16 protein-coding genes and 1 riboswitch are annotated in these 20,390 nt (G+C 58.0%); of the genes, 10 read left to right on the top strand and 6 right to left on the bottom strand.

The window, feature by feature from the left end; genetic code table 11:
- Positions 1-80: 80 nt before the first annotated feature.
- Both AC2FJB_RS05880 and AC2FJB_RS05875 read right to left on the bottom strand, forming a co-directional pair.
- On the bottom strand, positions 81-824 hold the full coding sequence (locus tag AC2FJB_RS05880; protein WP_496817956.1) for an FG-GAP repeat domain-containing protein: 744 nt from the start codon (positions 822-824) through the stop codon (positions 81-83).
- On the bottom strand, positions 824-1,147 hold the full coding sequence (locus AC2FJB_RS05875; RefSeq protein ID WP_170572242.1) for a 2Fe-2S iron-sulfur cluster-binding protein: 324 nt from the start codon (positions 1,145-1,147) through the stop codon (positions 824-826). The genes AC2FJB_RS05880 and AC2FJB_RS05875 overlap by 1 nt, the downstream gene beginning before the upstream one ends.
- A 127-nt stretch (positions 1,148-1,274) precedes the next feature.
- On the opposite strand from AC2FJB_RS05875, the gene AC2FJB_RS05870 reads away from it, so the two are divergent.
- The gene (locus tag AC2FJB_RS05870; RefSeq protein WP_117869347.1) at positions 1,275-1,646 is read left to right on the top strand and encodes an OB-fold nucleic acid binding domain-containing protein; all 372 of its coding nucleotides are present in this window, start codon (positions 1,275-1,277) and stop codon (positions 1,644-1,646) included.
- An 804-nt stretch (positions 1,647-2,450) separates the two neighbouring features.
- Here AC2FJB_RS05870 and AC2FJB_RS05865 read toward each other — a convergent pair.
- Positions 2,451-3,149 (bottom strand): glutathione S-transferase N-terminal domain-containing protein, encoded by a 699-nt coding sequence (locus AC2FJB_RS05865; protein WP_496717256.1) that lies wholly within the window; start codon positions 3,147-3,149, stop codon positions 2,451-2,453.
- Between the two features lie 121 nt (positions 3,150-3,270).
- Positions 3,271-3,348: riboswitch (SAM riboswitch) on the top strand.
- A gap of 61 nt (positions 3,349-3,409) precedes the next feature.
- Here AC2FJB_RS05865 and metZ point away from each other — a divergent pair.
- The gene (gene metZ / locus AC2FJB_RS05860) at positions 3,410-4,615 is read left to right on the top strand and encodes an O-succinylhomoserine sulfhydrylase (protein WP_496717257.1); all 1,206 of its coding nucleotides are present in this window, start codon (positions 3,410-3,412) and stop codon (positions 4,613-4,615) included.
- 232 nt (positions 4,616-4,847) lie between these two features.
- The gene (folE2, locus tag AC2FJB_RS05855; RefSeq protein ID WP_496717258.1) at positions 4,848-5,951 is read left to right on the top strand and encodes a GTP cyclohydrolase FolE2; all 1,104 of its coding nucleotides are present in this window, start codon (positions 4,848-4,850) and stop codon (positions 5,949-5,951) included.
- Positions 5,952-6,291: 340 nt separating this feature from the next.
- Here the strand turns inward: folE2 and AC2FJB_RS05850 are convergent, their stop codons facing one another.
- A complete protein-coding gene (locus AC2FJB_RS05850; RefSeq protein ID WP_496817952.1) occupies positions 6,292-7,041 on the bottom strand; it encodes a hypothetical protein in 750 nt (249 codons plus the stop codon).
- Between the two features lie 11 nt (positions 7,042-7,052).
- Between AC2FJB_RS05850 and AC2FJB_RS05845 the strand changes: the two genes are divergently transcribed.
- Both AC2FJB_RS05845 and AC2FJB_RS05840 read left to right on the top strand, forming a co-directional pair.
- On the top strand, positions 7,053-8,501 hold the full coding sequence (locus AC2FJB_RS05845) for a TrkH family potassium uptake protein (protein WP_299644524.1): 1,449 nt from the start codon (positions 7,053-7,055) through the stop codon (positions 8,499-8,501).
- Positions 8,501-10,075 (top strand): thiamine pyrophosphate-binding protein, encoded by a 1,575-nt coding sequence (locus AC2FJB_RS05840; RefSeq protein ID WP_496717261.1) that lies wholly within the window; start codon positions 8,501-8,503, stop codon positions 10,073-10,075. Before AC2FJB_RS05845 ends, AC2FJB_RS05840 begins: the two co-directional genes overlap by 1 nt.
- A gap of 51 nt (positions 10,076-10,126) precedes the next feature.
- Here the strand turns inward: AC2FJB_RS05840 and AC2FJB_RS05835 are convergent, their stop codons facing one another.
- Positions 10,127-11,866: a serine protease gene (locus AC2FJB_RS05835; RefSeq protein WP_496717262.1), complete on the bottom strand. Its 1,740-nt coding sequence runs from the start codon at positions 11,864-11,866 to the stop codon at positions 10,127-10,129.
- Between the two features lie 206 nt (positions 11,867-12,072).
- Between AC2FJB_RS05835 and AC2FJB_RS05830 the strand changes: the two genes are divergently transcribed.
- On the top strand, positions 12,073-13,002 hold the full coding sequence (locus AC2FJB_RS05830) for a glycine--tRNA ligase subunit alpha (protein WP_496717263.1): 930 nt from the start codon (positions 12,073-12,075) through the stop codon (positions 13,000-13,002).
- Positions 13,003-13,010: 8 nt separating this feature from the next.
- On the opposite strand, the gene AC2FJB_RS05825 is transcribed toward AC2FJB_RS05830, so the two are convergent.
- Positions 13,011-13,643 carry a MarC family protein gene (locus AC2FJB_RS05825; protein ID WP_496675070.1) on the bottom strand — a complete coding sequence of 211 codons (633 nt, stop codon included), beginning with the start codon at positions 13,641-13,643 and terminating at the stop codon, positions 13,011-13,013.
- A gap of 78 nt (positions 13,644-13,721) precedes the next feature.
- On the opposite strand from AC2FJB_RS05825, the gene AC2FJB_RS05820 reads away from it, so the two are divergent.
- The 4 genes from AC2FJB_RS05820 to AC2FJB_RS05805 all read left to right on the top strand — a co-directional run bounded on the left by AC2FJB_RS05820 (position 13,722) and on the right by AC2FJB_RS05805 (position 20,319).
- The gene (locus AC2FJB_RS05820; RefSeq protein WP_496717264.1) at positions 13,722-14,243 is read left to right on the top strand and encodes a DUF6446 family protein; all 522 of its coding nucleotides are present in this window, start codon (positions 13,722-13,724) and stop codon (positions 14,241-14,243) included.
- An 8-nt stretch (positions 14,244-14,251) separates the two neighbouring features.
- Positions 14,252-15,460 (top strand): sodium/glutamate symporter, encoded by a 1,209-nt coding sequence (gene gltS / locus AC2FJB_RS05815; protein WP_496717265.1) that lies wholly within the window; start codon positions 14,252-14,254, stop codon positions 15,458-15,460.
- 9 nt (positions 15,461-15,469) lie between these two features.
- Positions 15,470-17,689 carry a glycine--tRNA ligase subunit beta gene (gene glyS / locus AC2FJB_RS05810; RefSeq protein ID WP_496717266.1) on the top strand — a complete coding sequence of 740 codons (2,220 nt, stop codon included), beginning with the start codon at positions 15,470-15,472 and terminating at the stop codon, positions 17,687-17,689.
- A gap of 89 nt (positions 17,690-17,778) precedes the next feature.
- Entirely contained in the window at positions 17,779-20,319 is a 2,541-nt protein-coding gene (locus tag AC2FJB_RS05805) for a putative PEP-binding protein (protein ID WP_117869333.1), read from the top strand.
- The last annotated feature ends 71 nt before the right edge of the window (positions 20,320-20,390 follow it).

Here is a 20,390-nt window from a genome sequence, read left to right as displayed (position 1 = left end):
GGTCGAAATCGTCCACTGGACGATTTCCTTTCAACCGCCCACCCCCCCCCAGGGTGTTTTTGGCCAGATGAAGAGGCGGATCAGCAGTTCAGGGCTTGGGCTAGGCTTTTGTGGCCTTTGAACGGGCCCAGGTCAGATTTGATCCAGCCGTTGTCATAGGAGACGCTGACGATCCGCGACCAGTCGGCGCTGGCTGCGATCAGTTCAGGGCGGTCGCCGCAGGTGCGCAGGCCGCCGGAAATGAAATCTTCACCGATCCTGTGGTTGGTCAATCCGGGCAGAGCGGCGACTTCTGCCAACCCGCCGTCTTTGAAGCGCCAGATACGCAATGTTTTGGCCAGGTGAGGGCGGTCGATGTAAGCGATCTCGATATGCCCGTCGCCGTCCAGGTCGGCGGCCCCAATCGGGGCGAGCCAGCGGAAGCGGGTACCGATATGAGGCGTGGCTGCGATCTTTTCTCCGGCGGCGTCGTAGATCGCTAGTTGAGCCCCTGATTTGTTGTGGGATTCAACGACAATTGCTTCGCGTGCACCATCTCGGTTGACGTCTGCCAAGCGCGGAGCGATGTCTTCGAACACGCGATCCTGTGGCAGGCGAACAGTTACGACCGTATTGCCGGTCGTGAATTCCAGCGCGCCATATTCGATAGTGTCACCCAAGACGCCATGGGCGTAACGAGTGGTTGGTTCTGTGAAGCGGGCGTCGTTAATGGTATCTGCCGTGCCAGCTAGTGGCAGCGTGAGCCAAAGTCCAAAAGGTAAGAAAGCGCCGCGCGCCCGTTTTTGCCAAAAGCAGCGGGGCAGCCACGGCGCCTTGTTGTGCATCAGATTTGTTTTTCGGGCATCTGAACGACCAGCCCGTCCAGCGCATCCGTGACTTTGATCTGGCAGGTCAGGCGCGAGCGGGCCGGATCGGGCTCGAACGCAAAGTCCAGCATGTCTTCTTCCATGTCATCCTTTGCCGGAATTTTCTCGACCCAGTCGGGATGGACGTAAACATGGCAGGTCGAGCAGGCGCAGGCGCCGCCGCAATCGGCCTCGATGCCGGGAATGTTGTTGTCACGGGCCCCTTCCATGACGGTCAGTCCGTTGGCGACCTCGACTGTATGTTCGGTACCGCCGTGCTCGACATAGGTGATCTTTGCCATTGCGTGCGTCTTCCTTTTGCGATGTTCGATTTCTTCCTTAGTGAAGGCATTTAGGTCTTTCCAGCCTCATTTGCGACTCAGTGCGCCGTGTCTGGACTTTCTTGCCATTTGTTCTACTTTTGTTCTTATGCTTGTTACACCCATTCGCCCTGTGGCTTCAAACCGTGATTGGCCGCGCCCGCCGTCTTGTCTGCCTTCCAACCAACTGGATTCCCCGTCCGAGGGTGCGCGCGTGGCTGTGGCCGGGCTGGTGATCCTGCGGCAGAGGCCGGGGACGGCCAAGGGCGTGATCTTTCTGACGCTTGAAGATGAGACCGGGATCGTGAATGTGGTGGTCTGGCGCAAAATCTACGAACAGTTCCGCCGTGCGGTGATTTCGGGGCGGTTGCTGAAAGTGACAGGCCGGATGCAGCGGGCGCATTCAGTGACCCATGTGATTGCGGAAGATATCGAGGATATTTCGGGGATGTTGGATGTGCTGGTGCGGGGCGAGGGGTAGGCCAGCTTTCACGGGCAAAAGCCGACGTCTGCGTTGCCGCCTTGCGCGCACCAAGACCTGTGCTCGCCTGGTTGCCCCCTGATGCAACGGCGGAACAGAGGCGCTTTTTTGCCACTTTGGCGCTGGTTGGTCGACTCTTTGATGCCGCGTGAGTAATGGCAGGCAACTCTATGTGTCGCCTGTGTCAGAACGCAGACGCGATTGCACGCTACTCACATCATCTCAGAGTCGGTTCAGATGCCCAACGTAACACAACATGGATCTTTCGAAAAAAACGTCCAGCTGGATGAGAGCCAGATAACCAGTCGCCTCGGGGAGCTCTTGGCGCTTACACGCTCAAAGGGATATGTGCATACCGCCAGAATGATCGAAGAAGCATTGAATGCCCATTCTTTCGAGCACAGACATCTTGGGAAAACCCAAAAATACCTCTCGGAATTGCAACATCTAAAGCGCAAAGAGATGACACGTTTGGTGGAAGAAACCGGTGAAAAAATGCACTCGGTTCCCAACTTTCGTTCGGCGCGCTCGAAGGTGCCGGGTGGCCTTTCTTTCGATACGAATGAGCGACCCGCAGAACCAGTTGGGACAAACGCGGTAAGGAAAACGCAAGCGGCTTTTGTCCTGACGCCCCGGATGCGCGTTGACCACAGAAATACTGCCGCGTTGCGCCGTGGGGTTTGGAGGAATAGACTGATGTCTTTCCCTGCGGAACCCGAATTCAAGTTTCGCTAGCCGATCCCGCCGCGGCCGAGGCAGCCAGGGCCGATGATTAGCGTCAATCCAAACGGGTTTTCAACGCAGTCATCGTTTGAACAAGACCTCCTGCGCCTGCTTGTCGCGATTGTCTCCACGTAGATCTGCGTGCAGAGCGCGCCCGGCCTGAACGCCGGGGCGGGCGCCGACGGCCTTCAGCCAGCGCGCAAAGTGGGGTTTGTCCTCCAGCACTTGCTGCTGCCCTTCCCACAGGCTGGCCCAGCCCCAGATCGACATGTCTGCAATCGAATAGAAGTCTCCTGCAACGTATTCGTTCTCGGCCAGCCGTCTGTCGAGTACCCCGTAAAGACGACCGACCTCGGCCCGGTAACGGTCTTTGGCGTAGGGCAGGTCCTGTGGGGGGCTCAGCTGAGGGGCGTATTTCAGGAAGTGATGCGCCTGACCGGCCATTGGACCAACGCCGCCCATCTGCCACATCAGCCATTCTTCGACGGCGATCCGATCACGCTCGGTCTTGCCATAGAACCGCCCGGTCTTGCGGGCCAGATACATCAGGATTGCGCCGCTTTCAAAAACCGAGATCGGTGCACCATCTGGCCCGTCTGGATCCACGATTGCTGGCATCCGGTTGTTCGGGGCGATCTTCAGGAATCGGGGGTCGAACTGATCACCCTTTCCGATATCGATCAGATGAGTGGTGTAGGGCAGCTCCATCTCTTCCAGAGCGATGGACACTTTCCAGCCGTTCGGTGTGGGCCAGAAAAACAGATCAATCGGGTCAGCCATGTGTTCTCCTGATGTTGGGGGGATCATGCGGGTTTCTGCCGGCTCGGCAAGTGCGGCTTACGAAAGCGTGACCGAATGCAAGCCGGGCTTGACCGCAAACCGCCCGAGGCGTATTGCCATCCCAGAGCTACGTGGCGATTTGTTACCGGATTGCGGGCCACGCTAAACAACACCGCTAAAAGGTCAGGATGAAAGACCCCTTTCGCTTGGCCGCGTCTGGGGTTTTTTGTTTGCCTCCGCCAGAGGCTGAAAGGAATGAGATGAGCGAGAACTGGAACAAGCGCACACAAGCCGTCCATGGCGGTATCCGCCGCAGTCAGTACAATGAGGTGAGCGAGGCGATTTTCCTGACGCAGGGCTTTGTCTACGAAAGCGCCGAACAGGCCGAAGCCCGGTTTCTGGAATGCGGCCCCGATGAGTTCATCTATGCCCGCTATGGCAATCCGACCGTATCTATGTTCGAACAGCGTATAGCGGCACTTGAAGGTGGCGAGGACGCGTTCGCGACGGCCTCGGGCATGGCGGCGGTCAACGGTGCGCTGACCTCGATGTTGAAGGCCGGGGACCATGTTGTTTCAGCAAAGGCACTGTTCGGGTCCTGCCTGTACATTCTTGAGAACATCCTGACCCGTTTTGGCGTCGAAGTTACCTTTGTGGACGGCACCGATCTGGAGCAATGGCAGGCAGCGATCCGCCCGGACACCAAGGCGGTCTTCTTCGAATCCATGTCGAACCCGACTCTTGAAGTGATCGACATCGCATCCGTGTCCGAGCTGGCCCATGCAGTCGGTGCCATTGTGGTGGTGGACAATGTGTTCTCGACGCCAGTCTTCTCGCGCGCGATAGAACAGGGCGCGGATGTGGTCGTTTATTCGGCAACCAAGCACATTGACGGGCAGGGCCGTGCGCTGGGCGGCGTCATCATCGGCACCAAGGACTTCATCCGCGGAACCGTTGAGCCGTATCTGAAGCATACCGGCGGCGCGCTCAGCCCGTTCAACGCCTGGGTCATGCTCAAAGGTCTGGAAACCATGGCGCTGCGCGTCAATGCGCAGGCCGACAGCGCGCAAAGGATCGCGGAGGCGCTTGAAGGGCATCCCGCTCTGTTGCGTACCCTTTACCCTGGTTTGAAGACCCACGCGCAAAATGCTCTGGTTCAATCGCAACTTGGCGGGAAGGGCGGAACCGTGTTGTCTCTGGATATCAAGGGTGGCAAGGACGCGGCTTTTGCTTTCCTGAATGCGATGACCATTCCTGTGATCTCCAACAACCTAGGCGATGCCAAGTCGATCGCGACGCACCCGGCGACCACCACCCACCAGCGTCTGAGCGATGCACAAAAAGATGAACTGGGCATAACGCCGGGCCTGATCCGTTTTTCAGTTGGCCTGGAAGACGCCGGGGACTTGATGGCGGACATCCAACAGGCATTGGAGGCTTCGCAGAAAAAAACTGGAGCACAGTGAAAAGCCTCTTACCGCCTGGGGGCGTCGCGTTGTCTGTGAACGCGGCGTCTTTTCGGGTGGTATTCACAGTTGAGGCCTGACCTTTGCGTCTGCGAAAGGCGTAATTCGTTGCGAAATGACGGTTTTGCGCCGGTTTTTTCAATCCGGACTGCTATTTCCTGCGTAATGGGTTAAAATAGTAAGTGACCTGCAGCCGTATATATTCTGCCGACCATTCGAGGAACCGCAGCCGATGAACGTTCACCCGCGCGACATTGATGATACTCCGGATCAGGAAAAAGCCGCCGAGGCTCTGAAGGTTCTGCGGCAATGGGCGGAATCTGCGACGGCATCCGAGATCAGCCAACTGGATCCGGCTATTGCGCGGCTGGTGCACGGCCTGACTGCGGTGAACTATCCTTCGCTCTCACGCGAGTACCCGGATGGTTTCTCAGTTGACGCGGATTACCGCGCGACATTGCCTGATTTGCAAAACGGTCCGTCCAGCCTGATCCGCGGTGCCAAGCAGCAGATCCAGCATGTCGGCATCTCGAATTTCCGCCTGCCGATCCGATTTCATCGGAAAGAGGGTGAAGACCTGACGCTTGAGACGTCAATAACCGGTACCGTCAGCCTTGAGGCCGAGAAAAAGGGCATCAACATGTCCCGGATCATGCGGTCATTCTACAAACATGCTGAGCGCACATTCAGTTTCGAAGTGATGGAGGCGGCGCTTGACGACTACATGACCGATCTGGACAGTTTCGATGCCCGTATCCAAATGCGGTTTTCCTACCCGGACAAGATCAAGAGCCTGAGATCGGGTCTGGAAGGGTACCAGTATTACGACATCGCTCTGGAACTGGTGGAATCCAACGGTGTGCGCCAGAAGATCATGCATCTGGACTATGTCTATTCCTCGACCTGCCCGTGCTCTTTGGAACTGAGTGAACATGCCCGTTCCACGCGGGGACAATTGGCGACACCGCATTCGCAACGTTCTGTCGCGCGGATTTCCGTGGTCGTCGATTGCGACGCCGATTGTCTGTGGTTTGAAGACCTGATCGAGCTTTGTCGACGCGCGGTTCCGACCGAAACGCAGGTCATGGTCAAACGTGAAGATGAACAGGCATTTGCCGAGCTAAACGCCGCCAATCCGATTTTTGTCGAAGATGCGGCGCGCTTGTTCTGCGCTGAATTGCTGGCAGATCATCACGTCGGTGATTTCCGGGTTGTCGCCAGCCATCAGGAAAGCCTGCACAGCCACGACGCCGTGTCGATTCTGACCGAAGGACCAACCTTTGCGGCATCCAGCTTGGATCCAAGACTGTTCACAACCCTGTTTCACGTTGGGTGAATACACCTGCGTAAGCGGTTAGAATTTAATCAGAGATTTCATCTGTAGGCGCCCCTTTGCCGCAATGCAGCAAAAATGCTGCATCTGCGCGGTTTTTTGTTGTATGTCCATAGGGAATGCAGCAGCCGTTGTATGCCAATTGAATGGTGAACGGCCCTGAAAGGAGGCCGAGACGTGAGACGCCTTGGACTGCAAGACCGAAACCGTCGCTCGAGAAATCGAAGCGGACAAGGCACTTTAGTCACAAATCTCGGGCTGCATCGTTTTTACAGGAGAAACATGTAATGAATCCGATTACCCAACCGCTGGAGTTTCAAGCTGCGGCAATTCGCATGGCAGGCTACGCAATGGTCAACCAGATAAAGATCATGCAAATTGTGGCCCGTTCTGCGTTTGAACTGCCCATGGCACCTGTGCAAGCACTGCACTCGGCTGCATCAGCTCCTGCAAAACCGATTAAAATGACGACGGTCAAGGCCAATGCTACCGCGCCGCGCGTGTCAAATTCAACGGCCCAAAAGACCGCTGTTGCGAAGAAACCGGTAAAGAAGGTTGTTGCGGTTACACCGAAACCCGAACCCAAACCTGCAGAGTTTTCCGCGAAGCCACGCGCCGCCGCCACCCCTAGGGTTGAAACTGCAGTGAAAGCCAAACCAGCACCAAAACCGGCACCGCAGCCAAAAACAGAAACGAAACCGGCTGTATCTGGTGCCAATAACGTTAAGCCGGTTGCACGGAACGCGACCCCTGCCGCGTCTTCCTCGGGTGCAGCAGCCCCGGTGAAAAAACCTCGGGCCCGACCTGCGGATTCCGCGACCAAGGCGCCCTCCGCACGGTCCAAAGCTGCTAAGACGCTTGAAAAAACCGAATCGACCCGAGCAAAACCCGCGCCCCGTACGCCCAAGGCAGCATCTTCGAAGCAAGCGCCTTCTGCTACGCAGCCAAAACCCGCGGCAGCGGTAGAGCAATCAAAACCGCAGGCGCGCAAAACCCGGTCGCCGTCGAATCCACCCGCGATGCCGGGGGCAGATACCAAAACAGACGCGTAATCCGGGATCATCTGCTTGACACGGTCGGGCTGGCGCGCCAACGCTGCGCGTTATGATGGATCTTCGCCCGGTCGGATATGTGATTGGCTTGCTGGTCGCCATTCTTGGGGCGACCATGTTGTTTCCTATGCTTGCGGACATCATCGAGGGTCGCGGCGAGTGGAATGTCTTCCTGGAAAGCGCGATCATCACGATGCTGACCGGATCCGTTCTGGCGATGAGTTGTTCGAATGGCGTGGGCGAGGGGTTGACCATTCGGCAGACCTTTCTGTTGACAACAGGGGTCTGGGTTGCGCTGCCCGTCTTCGGTGCAATTCCGTTTCTGTTCGGTGAAACCGAGCTGCGCTTTGTCGATGCGTATTTCGAGGCGATGTCAGGACTGACGACGACAGGTTCGACCGTGATATCAGGGTTGGACACGCTGCCGCAGGGGCTTTTGTTGTGGCGGGGTATCCTGCAATGGCTGGGGGGTATCGGTATCATCGTTGTCGCCATGGTGTTCCTGCCGGAATTGCGGGTTGGTGGCATGCAAATCTTCCGATCGGAAGGATTTGAAACCATGGGAAAAATCCTGCCACGCGCGCAAGAGATTGCGGGACAGATTTCCCTGATCTACGTCTTTCTGACTCTTGTATGCGTGCTGGTCTATGCCGGGTTAGGGATGAGTTTTTTTGACGCGTTGGTGCACGCATTCACGACGATGTCTACCGGCGGTTTTTCGAACTATGATGCCTCGTTTGGAACATTTTCAGGCCCGGCCGAATATGCTGCATCCGTCTTCATGATTTTGGCGGCTCTTCCCTTTGTGCGCTATGTCCAATTGGCCAATGGTCATACGGCGTCCTTATGGAAAGACAGTCAAATACGGGCATTTCTGGCGACCATTCTGGTTCTGGTTGTCATCATGTCAGTCTTTCTGACCTCGGTCTTTCCCCATCACTGGGAACAGGCGTTCCGCGAGTCGTTGTTCAATATCACCTCGATCATCTCGGGGACAGGATATGCCAGTGTCGATTACATGGGGTGGGGCAGCTTTCCGATCATGTTGTTTTTCCTGATCGGATTGATCGGTGGATGCGCGGGGTCGACGGCGTGTTCGATCAAGGTTTTCCGGTATCAGTTGCTGTTTGCCTCGATCAAAAGCCAGATCAAACGGATCAGGTCCCCTCATGGCGTGTTCATGCCGCTCTATGATGGAAGGCCGGTCGGACGGGACGTTCTGACCTCGGTGATGAGTTTTTTCATGTTCTTCGTTCTGTCGATGGGCGTGTTGTCCTGGGCGTTGGCACTGACAGGTCTGGACTTCATTACTTCCGTGTCCGGGGCCGCGACAGCGCTGGCCAACGTTGGTCCGGGTCTTGGCGATCAGATCGGGCCTGCGGGTAATTTTGCAGGTCTTAACGATACGGCCAAATGGCTGCTGACAACCGGAATGCTGGTCGGGCGGCTCGAGCTTTTGGCCGTATACGCGATCTTCACCGTTCAATTCTGGAGAGGCTGATGAAAAGACCCCTTGGCGCGCAAATCTCGCATATGCTCAAGGATCGTGGTGTGGATGTGATTTTCGGCATTCCCGGTGTCCACAATCAGGAAATGTATCGCGGTATCGAAGAGGCCGGAATCACGCATGTTCTGGCCCGGCACGAGCAGGGGGCTGGTTTCATGGCTGACGGTTACGCGCGTGCGACCGGCCAGCCCGGCGTCGCCTATGTGATCACCGGTCCCGGTTTGTGCAACATCATGACCCCGATCGGACAGGCCTACAGCGACTCGGTTCCGATGCTGATTCTGTCCTCCTGTCTGGATGAAACACAGGCCGTCCGGGGCCAGTTGCACCAGATGAAAGATCAACGTGCCGCCGCCGGTACGGTTGCGGATTGGTCTCTACAGGCCGATTCCGCCGAAGCTGCCTATGGGCTGATAGAACGGGCGTTTGAAGAATTCGAGCTTTTGCGCCCGCGACCCAAGCACATTCAGGTGCCCATCGCACAGTTGGAGGCCGAGGCCGACCCGGCGCCGTTCCCCAACCAGCCCGCGCTGCGCACCAAAGCGTTGCCGCCTGACGTGTCATCGGTTGTGTCCATGTTGAACCTGGCCCGCAGGCCGCTGTTCATTCTGGGTGGGGGCTGCAAATCCAATGAATGGCGGCAGATTCTGACGCAGCTGGGGGCGGCGTGCTTTACCACCTATGCCGGACGTGGGCTGTCGGGCGCAAATTATCCGCTGGATTTCGGGTCCATGTTGCCGCGTCCTGGCAGTGCCGAGGTGATAGCATCGGCTGATCTGGTGATCGCGGTAGGGGCCGAGCTGGGCGAGGTCGATTTGTGGCGGCATGAGTTGGGGCACAAGGCGACCTTGATACGCGTTGATCTCGACCCCGAGGTTCTGTCTGATCGCCGCCGCGCCGCCATCAAGCTGCAAGTCGACAGCCAGAGCTTTGCCCGCGCCCTGTGGCACGCAACCCAGGACATGAAACCAGCAACGGGCTGGTCAGCCGAGGAAGTGGCCGACACGCGCGCCCGCTGGCGTGCTGAGGTGGATGCCGGGCGGCCGGGAATCGTGCCGATTGCAGATGCCCTGCGTGCGGCCATGCCGGCCGACACCATGATCTATTCGGACATGACGCAATTTGCTTACGTAGCAAAAGAGGTATGGGACATGGCCTATCCTCATCACTGGCATCATCCGACGGGGTTTGGCACTCTTGGCTATGGGTTGCCCGCCGGTATTGGCGGGGCGGTTGCCCGACGCCGCAAACCCACGGCCGTTATCGCCGGGGATTACGGGTTCCATTACACGATGCAGGAACTGGGCGTGGCGGTTGAACTGGGTTTGTCGCTGCCCATCATTCTATGGGACAACGGCAAACTGAAAGAAATCGAGGACAGTATGGTGCGCAGTCAGATCGCCTCCAATGCGGTCATGGCCCACAATCCTGATTTCTGCAAACTCGCCCAAGCCTTCGGTGCGCGCTCTTCAGCACCTTCGAATGTGGCAGAGATGCAAAGTGCAGTCCGAGCCGCATTCGACGCGCCTGTGCCAACCTTGATCCACGTGACACCTGACATTCTGTAACAAAAAAGCGCCGCACTTTCCTGCGGCGCTTTTTGTTGATGTGCTGTCGGATCAATCCCAGCAGCGAACCAGAACCGTCATCCCGGTTGCGCGCCGGTTCAACTCATTGGGCGAGATCCGTGTGGTTTCCTCGCTCGCCTGACCGGCCACTCCGGCCTCTGCCAGAATTTCGGTCAACCGATCAACGGTGGCCGCAAGGCTGACCGAAGCGGGCAGGGTGCGCCCTTCGGACGGTGTAGGCAACAGCATTCCGACGACGTTGCCGCTGTCATTGAAAACGGGGCCGCCTGCGTCGCCGGGTTGGGCGTTCAACGCCAGACGCTTGACGCCCGCCTCACCTTTCAGCCCACGAACGTCAGCGACCTGCCCGAAGGTCAGAGAAGGGCCGCCCAATGCGCCCTCATAGGAATAGCCGGACACGGCCACCTCCGACTTGATGCGCGGAATGGCGGCACTGAATGCGGCGACGCTCATGGGGGCGAGTGTCTTTGCAGGACGCAGGACTGAAACGCCAAGTTCAGGGTCTGTCAGGGCCAGTTGAACCTCCTGATCACCATCCAGCGTGATCCGCGTGCACCTGTCTGCGGCCTCAGAAACCGTCAGTACTGTCCCATTCTCATCCGCGAAGAAACCAGAGCGCGTCAGTCGGGGCTTGCGGACCTGAAGGCCCGACACCAGATCAATGCGCTGTTCTGCGGATGCACCGGCGGCGGCATCCAGAACCGCATCCGTTGTGCTGAAGCTGGACCTCATCGCTGACAGAACTCGCAGGCGACGTGCCTCGTCTCCTTCGGGCCAGACAAGGGTGAAACCCTTGATTTTTCCATCCGCCAATTGCGCTTGTGTAAAGGACACTATGCCGTTGCCGCGTCCTTCAAGGGTAAACCGGTCGCGGCCCAGTTCACGAGAGCCATTCAGCGGAACGATCTCAAGCGATTGCATCACCTCGTAAAGGGCGCGGAGCGTGTTCTTGTCTCCCTCCTGGCTGATCAGGAGCGCCTTGGCGTTCAGGTCAGAGATGCTTTTGAAATGTGCGAACGGGGCTTCATAACGATCAAGGCTCAGAGCGCCCAGAGGCATGTCGAGCACAATCCCGGCCTTGTCGTCGGAATACCGCTCCATTCCGACAGAGATCAGCGGCGCGTTGTATTCATCCATCAGGGCCTTGCGCTGCAAAGTGGTCAGCACCCCCGTTGCATCAAACCCGTTATAGCGCTGCCAATCGCTCATCGAGCGGCGGGTGCCTTGCCCGAACGCACCATCAATGGTCGAGTTGTAAAACCCGGCCGCGCGCAGAGCCGTTTGCAGATCTTTGCGTTCCTGCGCGGTCAGCAGACGTTCGGACTGCAGCGCCTGTGCGCGGTTTTCATCCGAATTCTGAGGCGTGACCACGGCCGGGGCTTCTTCCAGTTGCGCTGCCGGTTCAATTGGTGCCGCGACGGTGCCACGGTTCAGTACATTTGCTCCGACGGGCCAGAACTGTTGTCCCATCGCACTGGAAAATGCGATGTAGCTGTCGCGCGGGATCTGGCCCTCGGTCTGATAAACGCGCAATACCTGTTCGGCGTCAGTGCGTGCATAAGGGCCGATCACGATTGCATACCAGCCGCTGTTCAGACGAAATCCGTTCACGTCCGGTAACGCGCCGGCATAGGCCTGTGCCCGCTCTTGTGCTTTGCTCAGCGAGGGCTGAGCCTCGATCTGGACCCAGACGCCGGGATCTTGTTGCGCGGTTGCGGCGCGCAGGCCGACCAGAAGAAACAATAGGATTATTGAAAATACGCGTGTCATAGTCTGCCCGTTTTATGCAGTGTTCGTGCTTTGGCACAGAATACGCGAATTCACTTGCGAAACGCCATGCCATGAATGCGGGGAATTTGCTGTGTGGCCCTGCAGATACAGGCTTGGCCCCAAGCCCCGTTGACGCCCCTTGGCCCCTTGCATAGGAAGGGCAAAACCGACCGGAACCGGGCGTAAAGGCGCCCAGAGGGAATGTCATGACCGAACCGACCAGCGCACCGCGTTCATTTCAGGAGATCATCCTGCGGCTTCAGACCTATTGGGCGACAAAAGGCTGTGCGATTCTGCAGCCCTATGACATGGAAGTTGGGGCCGGAACGTTCCATCCCGCGACGACCCTGCGCGCGCTGGGATCCAAGGCTTGGGCCGCGGCTTACGTTCAACCGTCGCGCCGCCCGACGGATGGGCGTTACGGTGAGAACCCGAACCGGTTGCAGCACTACTATCAGTATCAGGTGCTGATCAAACCCAGCCCACCGGATCTGCAGGAACTGTATCTGGGGAGCCTGCAAGCCATCGGTATCGATATGGATCTGCATGACATCCGGTTCGTCGAAGATGACTGGGAAAGCCCAACACTCGGCGCGTGGGGCCTGGGTTGGGAAGTCTGGTGTGACGGAATGGAAGTAAGCCAGTTCACCTATTTTCAACAGGTCGGCGGGCATGACTGCGCACCGGTATCAGGCGAACTGACCTATGGGCTTGAGCGTCTGGCCATGTATGTTCTGGGCATTGATCACGTGATGGACATGCCGTTCAACGATCCCCAGTCGCCCAGCCCTTTGACATACGGCGATATCTTCAAGCAGACCGAAGAGGAATACGCCCGCTGGAACTTCGATGTCGCGAACACCGAGGTCCTGCTGCGTCACTTCGAAGAGGCCGAAGTCGAGTGCGCCGCCATCCTGGCGCAGGAGGATGTGGACCCCAAGACTGGCAAACGCATCATCATGGCGCATCCCGCCTATGATCAATGCATCAAGGCGAGTCACATCTTCAACCTGCTGGACGCGCGCGGGGTAATCTCAGTGACAGAACGGCAGGCCTATATCGGGCGAGTTCGGGCGCTGGCCAAACAATGTGCGGATGCATTCGTGCAGACCGAGGCCGCCGGGTTTCAGGCCTGATGAGGCAATCAGGCCAGTCCGGGCAAAAGTGCTTTGAGTCCGTCTGCGATCATGCTGACGGCAATGGCGGCAAGGATCATGCCCATGAAGCGGCTCATGATCACGCGCGCGTTGCTGGACAATCGTTCAGCCAGCCACGCGGCGTTCCAGAACGTGATCAGAAGCAGGCCAACTATGGTGAGGAATACTCCTGCATAAACAAAGGCTTCGACCGGAGTTTGGACCTGATGTGCATACAGGATCAGGGTGGTTATCGTGCCGGGGCCCACCAGGATAGGAAAGGCCAGCGGGTAAAAGGCCACAGTGTCTGGTTCGGGGTAAGCCTCCTTCTCTCCCTTCGTTCCGTGGTGAGAGGTGCTTTCGTTTCCGTTCAGCATGTTGAGGCCGATCATCATGACGACCAGGCCACCGGCGACGCGCAGGTGATTGACGCTGATGCCAAAAAGGCCAAGTGCTTGACTTCCAACCAGCGCAAAGGCACCACCAAGGATCAGGCAATAGATCACCGTCTTCACCGCAATCTTGCGCTGGTCGGCGGCAGGCAGGTCCTGAGTGACGCTCAGAAACACCGGCAGGTTGGTAACCGGGTTCATGATCGCAAACAATGCGCCGAAAAAACCGACAGCAAGCGTGGAATCCATGGTGTTGACCTCATTAATGCCTGTACCCGGATGAAACCTGTCCTATTTTACAAGAACTTGAAAGAGGCGGTTTAAGAGATGACGGGAAAACTGCTGGCAATTGTCCTGTTGCTGTCGGCCCTGGTCGCCGGGGCCGGAATGTATTATTTGCAGATCTACGGTTTCTACTATGAGGTCGAAGCGCAACCCGGTCAGGACGTGGTCCTGATGACGGAAGAAGGCGATACGCCCGTCCCGATCCCCTATTCAGAGTTTCAGGCGATCGACGCAGACAGTTCTCCGATCCGCTACCGCGGCTGTTTTGAAACGGATCTAAAACCGGATCAGATGGCCGGATTTATTCCTGTCGAAAACCCCGAACCATTGACCGCGCCGGGTTGGTTTGACTGTTACGACGCCGTGTCGCTAGGCGATGCGCTGAAATCAGGTCAGGCTCAGGCGTTCTTGGGTGTGAAAAACATCCATTTCGGCGTCGACCGGATTGTGGCGGTTGCCAAGGACGGCAAGGGGTATGTCTGGCACGCGTTGAACAATTGCGGTGAAAAAGCCTATGACGGTACGGTAGTGGGTGAGGAGTGCCCAAAACACCCTGATAACTGAGGAAAACCATGGCCGACGCCGTTTTGATCCCGGACTTCATTACTGCAACTCTGGGCTTTGCGGTGTATTTGTTGGGTGCCCGGATTAACAGCAAAGTCGCGGTTCTTAGACAGTTCAACATTCCTGAACCGGTCACAGGCGGCCTTTTGGCCTCGCTCGTGGTCTTGCTTCTCTATCTCGTTGCCAATGTTGAGCTGTCATTCGAGTTGCAGACCAGGGACGCTCTGCTGGTTCTTTTCTTTGCCGGAATCGGGTTGAACGCGCGGCTTTCTGACTTGATTGCCGGTGGTAAGCCTTTGGTGATCCTGCTGATTTTGACGCTTTTTACGATCTTTGCGCAGAACGTTATAGGCGCGGCGGGGGCTTCCTTGTTTGGCTATCCGGTGCAAGCCGGCGTTCTGTTCGGTTCGGCCGCATTGATTGGTGGACACGGAACCGCAATCGCATGGGCACCCGAAGTGGCCGGCGCAACGGGTCTGGACGGTGCAACCGAACTTGGCGTTGCTGTGGCAACGCTTGGTCTGGTGCTTGCAGCGCTGGTGGGTGGCCCCATCGCCCGTCTTCTGGTGGAAACACGAGGCCTGTCGCCGGACCGCCCTGACGAAGAACATACGGTCGGACTGCCGGAAAAAACGACCGCGGCCACCGAAATTGACCATATGACCATTATGCGCGTGCTGCTGCATCTGAACCTTGCGATTATTCTGGGCTATGCGCTGGGCGAGGCGATTTCGGCAGCGGGGCTGAAACTGCCGCTGTTTGTGCCTTGTCTGATCATGGGCATCGTGATCTCGAATGTCCGAGCGGCCATCGCTCCGTCGGCGCCGCCGGTTGCGCGTACACCGTCACTGGCATTGCTGTCTGAATTCGCTCTTGGTGCTTTTCTGGCAATGTCATTGATGAGCCTGCAGTTGTGGACCATCGCGGAACTGGGCATGGCAATTGCGGTGATCATGTCGGCGCAAACTCTGTTCACGGTCGTTTTCGTGATTTGGGTTCTGTTTCCCTTGATGGGCTCGAACTATCGGGGGGCGGTGCTGGCAGCGGGCTTCGGGGGATTCGCCCTGGGCGCCACACCCACAGCGATTGCAAATATGACCGCGGTAACCAAGCGATATGGGCCTTCGCCTATTGCCTTTATCGTGCTGCCCCTTGTATCCGCCTTCTTTGTGGATATCGCAAATGCCATCGTCATTCAGACGATCGTAAATTTCTAAGGACCGACAATGCCCGACTTGCTGATCGAACTGTTTTCCGAAGAGATTCCTGCGCGGATGCAAGCGCGAGCAGGTGAGGATCTGAAAAAGCGGATTGCCGATGGTCTGGTCGAGGCTGGCTTGACTTATTCAAGCGCTGCCACCCTGACGACACCCCGCCGTCTGACATTGGCGGTGGAAGGTCTGCTGGCGCAAAGCCCGACAATCCGGGAAGAGCGCAAAGGACCCAAGGTCGGCGCGCCGGACAAAGCGATTGAGGGTTTCCTGCGGGGCGCGGGCATGACCCGCGACCAACTGGAAGAGCGCGAGACGCCCAGGGGCGCCGTTTATTTCGCCACCATCGAGAAGGCGGGTCGTCCGGCCGCCGAGATCATTGCCGAAGTGCTGGAGGCCACCATTCGCAATTTCCCATGGCCCAAATCCATGCGTTGGGGCAGTGGCAGTCTGCGGTGGGTCCGTCCGTTGCATTCCATTCTGTGCATCCTGACCGATGACGCCGGGGCGCAGGTCGTTCCGATGGAGGTCGATGGCATCCGTTCCGGTAACACCACAGCTGGTCATCGTTTCATGGCCCCCAACCGGTTCCCGGTTACGTCTTTCGAGGACTATGCCGCCAAGCTGAAACGCGCATTCGTGATTCTGTCACCGGATGAACGCGCCGAGCACATCTGGAATGATGCGCAGAACATGGCTTTTGCCGCCGGTCTGGAAATTGTAGAAGACAAGGGACTGTTGGCAGAAGTGGCCGGTCTGGTCGAATGGCCCGTGGTTTTGATGGGCCAGATCGATGACGAGTTTCTGGAACTTCCGCCCGAAGTGTTGCAGACCTCGATGAAAGAGCACCAGAAATTCTTTTCGGTGCGCAACCCCAAGACAGATCGGATCGAACGGTTCATCACCGTCGCCAACCGCGAAACCGCTGACAATGGCGCGACCATACTGGCAGGGAACCAAAAGGTGCTGTCGGCACGTCTGGCCGATGCCAAGTTCTTCTGGGAGAACGACCTGCGCATTGCCAAGTCGGACATCACCCAATGGACCCGTGCGCTGGAGAACGTGACCTTCCACAACAAGCTGGGCACCCAGGCCCAACGGATTGATCGCATCGCGGCGCTGGCCCGTGAACTCGCGCCGGTGACGGGCGCCGACCCGGATCAGGCCGAGAAAGCCGCGCGTCTGGCCAAGGCCGATCTGAGTTCCGAGATGGTCTATGAATTCCCCGAACTTCAGGGGCTCATGGGGCGTTACTATGTCGAAGCGGCAGGCGAAGACGCTGCCGTGGCTGCTGTGGCGCAGGAACACTATTCGCCGCTGGGCCCATCGGATGACGTGCCAACCGCGTCGCTGTCGGTGACCGTGGCACTGGCGGACAAGCTGGATACGCTGACCGGGTTCTGGGCGATTGATGAGAAACCTACCGGGTCGAAAGACCCGTTCGCGCTGCGTCGCGCGGCGTTGGGTATTACTCGGTTGGTGTTGAATAACAACCTGCGTCTGAAGCTGGATCGATTTTTTGACAGCCAACTGGTTCGCGCAGAAAGTGCCGCGAATGATGCGCTGGCGACCGATGATATCAATGCGTTGTTGGGTGAAATCGCGGACCATGGCGTCTTTGGTGCGGCTTTCCAGGCGGTCAAGGAAAAGCTGGCTGAGATGCCGAACGGCGACTTCCTGAGATTGGAAAAAAAGGTTCCCGATACGTCCGATGACCTTTTGTCCTTCTTCCATGACAGGCTCAAGGTCTTCCTCCGAGATGAGGGCATCCGCCACGACATCATCGACGCCTGTATCGCGAAGGATGGAAATGACGACCTCAATCTGCTGGTCAAACGTGCGCGCGCGTTGAATGCCGTGATCGCGACCGAGGATGGGGAAAACCTCGTGCAGGGGTTCAAACGGGCCAACAACATCTTGACTCAGGCCGAGGAAAAGGACGGAGTGGAATACTCCTACGGAGCAGATGTGAAATTCGCCGAGACCGACAGCGAGAAGGCGCTTTTTGCGGCTTTGGATAGGGCTCAGTCGCAGATCGATGTGGCTCTGAAGTCCGAAGACTTCCCAATCGCTGTGGCCGCCATGGCCGCGCTGCGCGGACCTGTGGATGGGTTTTTTGAGGACGTTCAGGTCAACACCAACAATGACGTTGTCCGCCGCAACAGGCTGAACCTGCTCAGTCAGATTCGGCAGGTTTGTTCCAGCGTGGCCGATCTGTCGCGGATCGAAGGTTAAAACCTCGGGCACGCAGCGATGTGTGCCCACAACGCCCTTGCACGAAGGGCGCAAGCGCTTATGCTGCACGCAAATCAAAAGGTGCTGCAGTGCAGAATAATCCGCATACCACGCTCATTACACCCGATGCTCCGGTCACGGCTCATACGCATGGCGGGCGGGCCAAATGTCTGCAACGACTGGTTCGGCTGGACCTGCCGGTGCCCCGGACCGTCGCGTTGTCGTTTGATGCAGTCCACCAGATTGCGGAAGGCGATGTTCCGAACCTTGACGCGATCCTTGAGCAATTCGATCCGGCGACACTGCTGTGCGTCCGACCAAGTTCCGAAGATCCCGACTGGGGTGGGCCCGGTGCGGTTCTGAACATTGGTATGAATGATGCACGCTACGTGGATCTGTCCGATACCATGGGGGCAGAGGCTGCCGCAGCGCTGTATCGCAGGTTTGTTCAAAGCTATGCGATCCACGTGGCGCGGCTGGACGCGGACGTGTTCGATGACATCGACATGGATGGCAGCGAAGGTCTGCGCCATTCCCTGCGCGCATACGAAGATGAAACGGACGAAGCCTTCCCGCAGGACCGCGGTGAGCAGTTGATCGGGGTTTTGCGCTCGATGGCCCGCGCATGGGACGGGACATCCGCACGGCTGCTGCGGCAGGCCAAGGGCGCCCCCGCAGATGCTGGTCTTGGGCTTGTCATTCAAGAGATGATCCCAGGGGTCGGACAAGGTGAGTGCGGGTCAGGTGTGCTTCAACTGGTCGACTCCACCACCGGAATGCCGCAGATCACAGGGCGCTACCTGAGCCAGAGCCAGGGCCGGGATGCGCTGGGCGAAGATGTGGCAGCGCTGTTTCTTGAAAAAGACCCGCGTGGACCGTCGCTTGAAGAAGTCGCACCCAAAGCGTTTGCCGAGTTGAAGGAACAAGCTGCGCTGATGCGCAAAAAATTGCGCGAAGAAATGCAGGTCGAGTTCGTCATTCAAAACGGCAAAGTGCATATTCTGGATGGCGTCCGGGTTCAGAGAACTTCGCGCGCGGCGATGCGAATTGCCGTTCGTCTGGCTGAAGACGGGATCATACCGCCGCAGGAGGCGGTGATGCGTGTCGACCCCCACGCGTTGAATGAACTTTTGCACCGGCAGGTCCATCCGGAAGCGCGGCGTGATGTGCTGACGACGGCCATCGGTGCCAGCCCGGGCGCTTCAACGGGAAAGATCGTGTTTACATCTGCAGAAGCGCAGGCCAGTGCCGCGCGCGGGGAGGCCTGTGTCCTGGTTCGCCGCGAAACCTCGCCCGAGGATGTGCGCGGGATGCATGCTGCCGTTGCGGTTCTGACTGAAAAAGGCGGGATGACCAGCCATGCCGCCGTGATTGGTCGTGGGCTTGGCTTGCCCTGTATCGTTGGCGCTTCTGACATCCGGTTCCAGACAAAACAGAAGATGCTGACTGCGCCCGATGGTCGTGTCTTCAAAACTGGCGATGTTCTGACCATCGATGGCAGCTCTGGACAGGTGCTGGCGGGGCAGCCTGCCATGCTTGAAGCCGCGCTGGATGATTGCTTTCAGACATTGATGGCGTGGGCCGATGCCGAGCGTGATATTGACATCCGCGCCAATGCCGACACACCGGCCGATGCGCAAACGGCGCGCAATTTTCAGGCGCAGGGGATCGGCTTGTGCCGGACAGAGCATATGTTCTTTGAGCCCGGCCGCCTGATCGTGATGCGCGAGATGATTTTTGCACAAACGTCGTCGGGCAGGGCGGCTGTGCTGGAACGATTGCTTCCGATGCAGCGTGAGGACTTTGTTCAGCTGTTCAGAATCATGGAAGGGCAGCCCGTCTGCATTCGCCTGTTCGACCCTCCATTGCACGAGTTCCTGCCAACCACGCGCAGCGGTCAACGGGAATTGGCCGAGGCGCTGGATTTGCCGGTTTCCGATGTCGAGCGTCGGGTTGATGCGATGACCGAATACAATCCGATGCTGGGCCTGCGCGGTGTTCGTCTGGGTGTGACCGTGCCTGAAATCTATGACATGCAAGCGCGCGCGATCTTTGAAGCCACGCTGGATGCCAGAAAGAATGGTGCCCCCGTCGTGCCCGAAGTGATGATACCGCTGGTATCCGCGAAACGAGAGGTCGAACTGGTCAAGTCCCGCATCGATACGGTGGCGGCGGCGGTAGCGTCAGAACGAGGGCAGGAGTTTGAATATCGGCTGGGTGTGATGGTCGAAACCCCGCGCGCCTGTCTGCGCGCAGAAGAGATTGCCCCGCAGACCGCGTTCATGAGTTTCGGAACAAATGACCTGACGCAGATGACCTATGGTCTGTCCCGCGACGACGCTGGGCGCTTTATGTCGGCGTATGTTCGGCAGGGAGTGTTTCGGGAAGATCCGTTCCACGTTCTTGATCCGGATGGGGTAGGGGAACTGCTTAAGCTTGGAGCTGAGCGGGGGCGCGCTGCGAAACCGGATGTGACCCTGTCTGTTTGCGGAGAACACGGCGGAAACCCCGAATCAATCGCCATCTGTCGCGATCTGGGGTTCGACTATGTGTCATGCTCTCCGTTCCGGGTTCCTGTCGCTCGGCTGGCTGCCGCTCAACTGGCGATTTCCTCCAGACTTGGGGGTTGACAGGGCCTGAAAACCCAAGGATTAGTGGGTTATCTGGACACTCGTAGGCGAAATTTATCTTCGTTACGGGC

This window comes from Ruegeria sp. CDSC085, from assembly GCF_059610465.1.
Note: the sequence above shows the minus strand (reverse complement) of the source record. Positions and strands in the feature narration are given on the sequence as shown.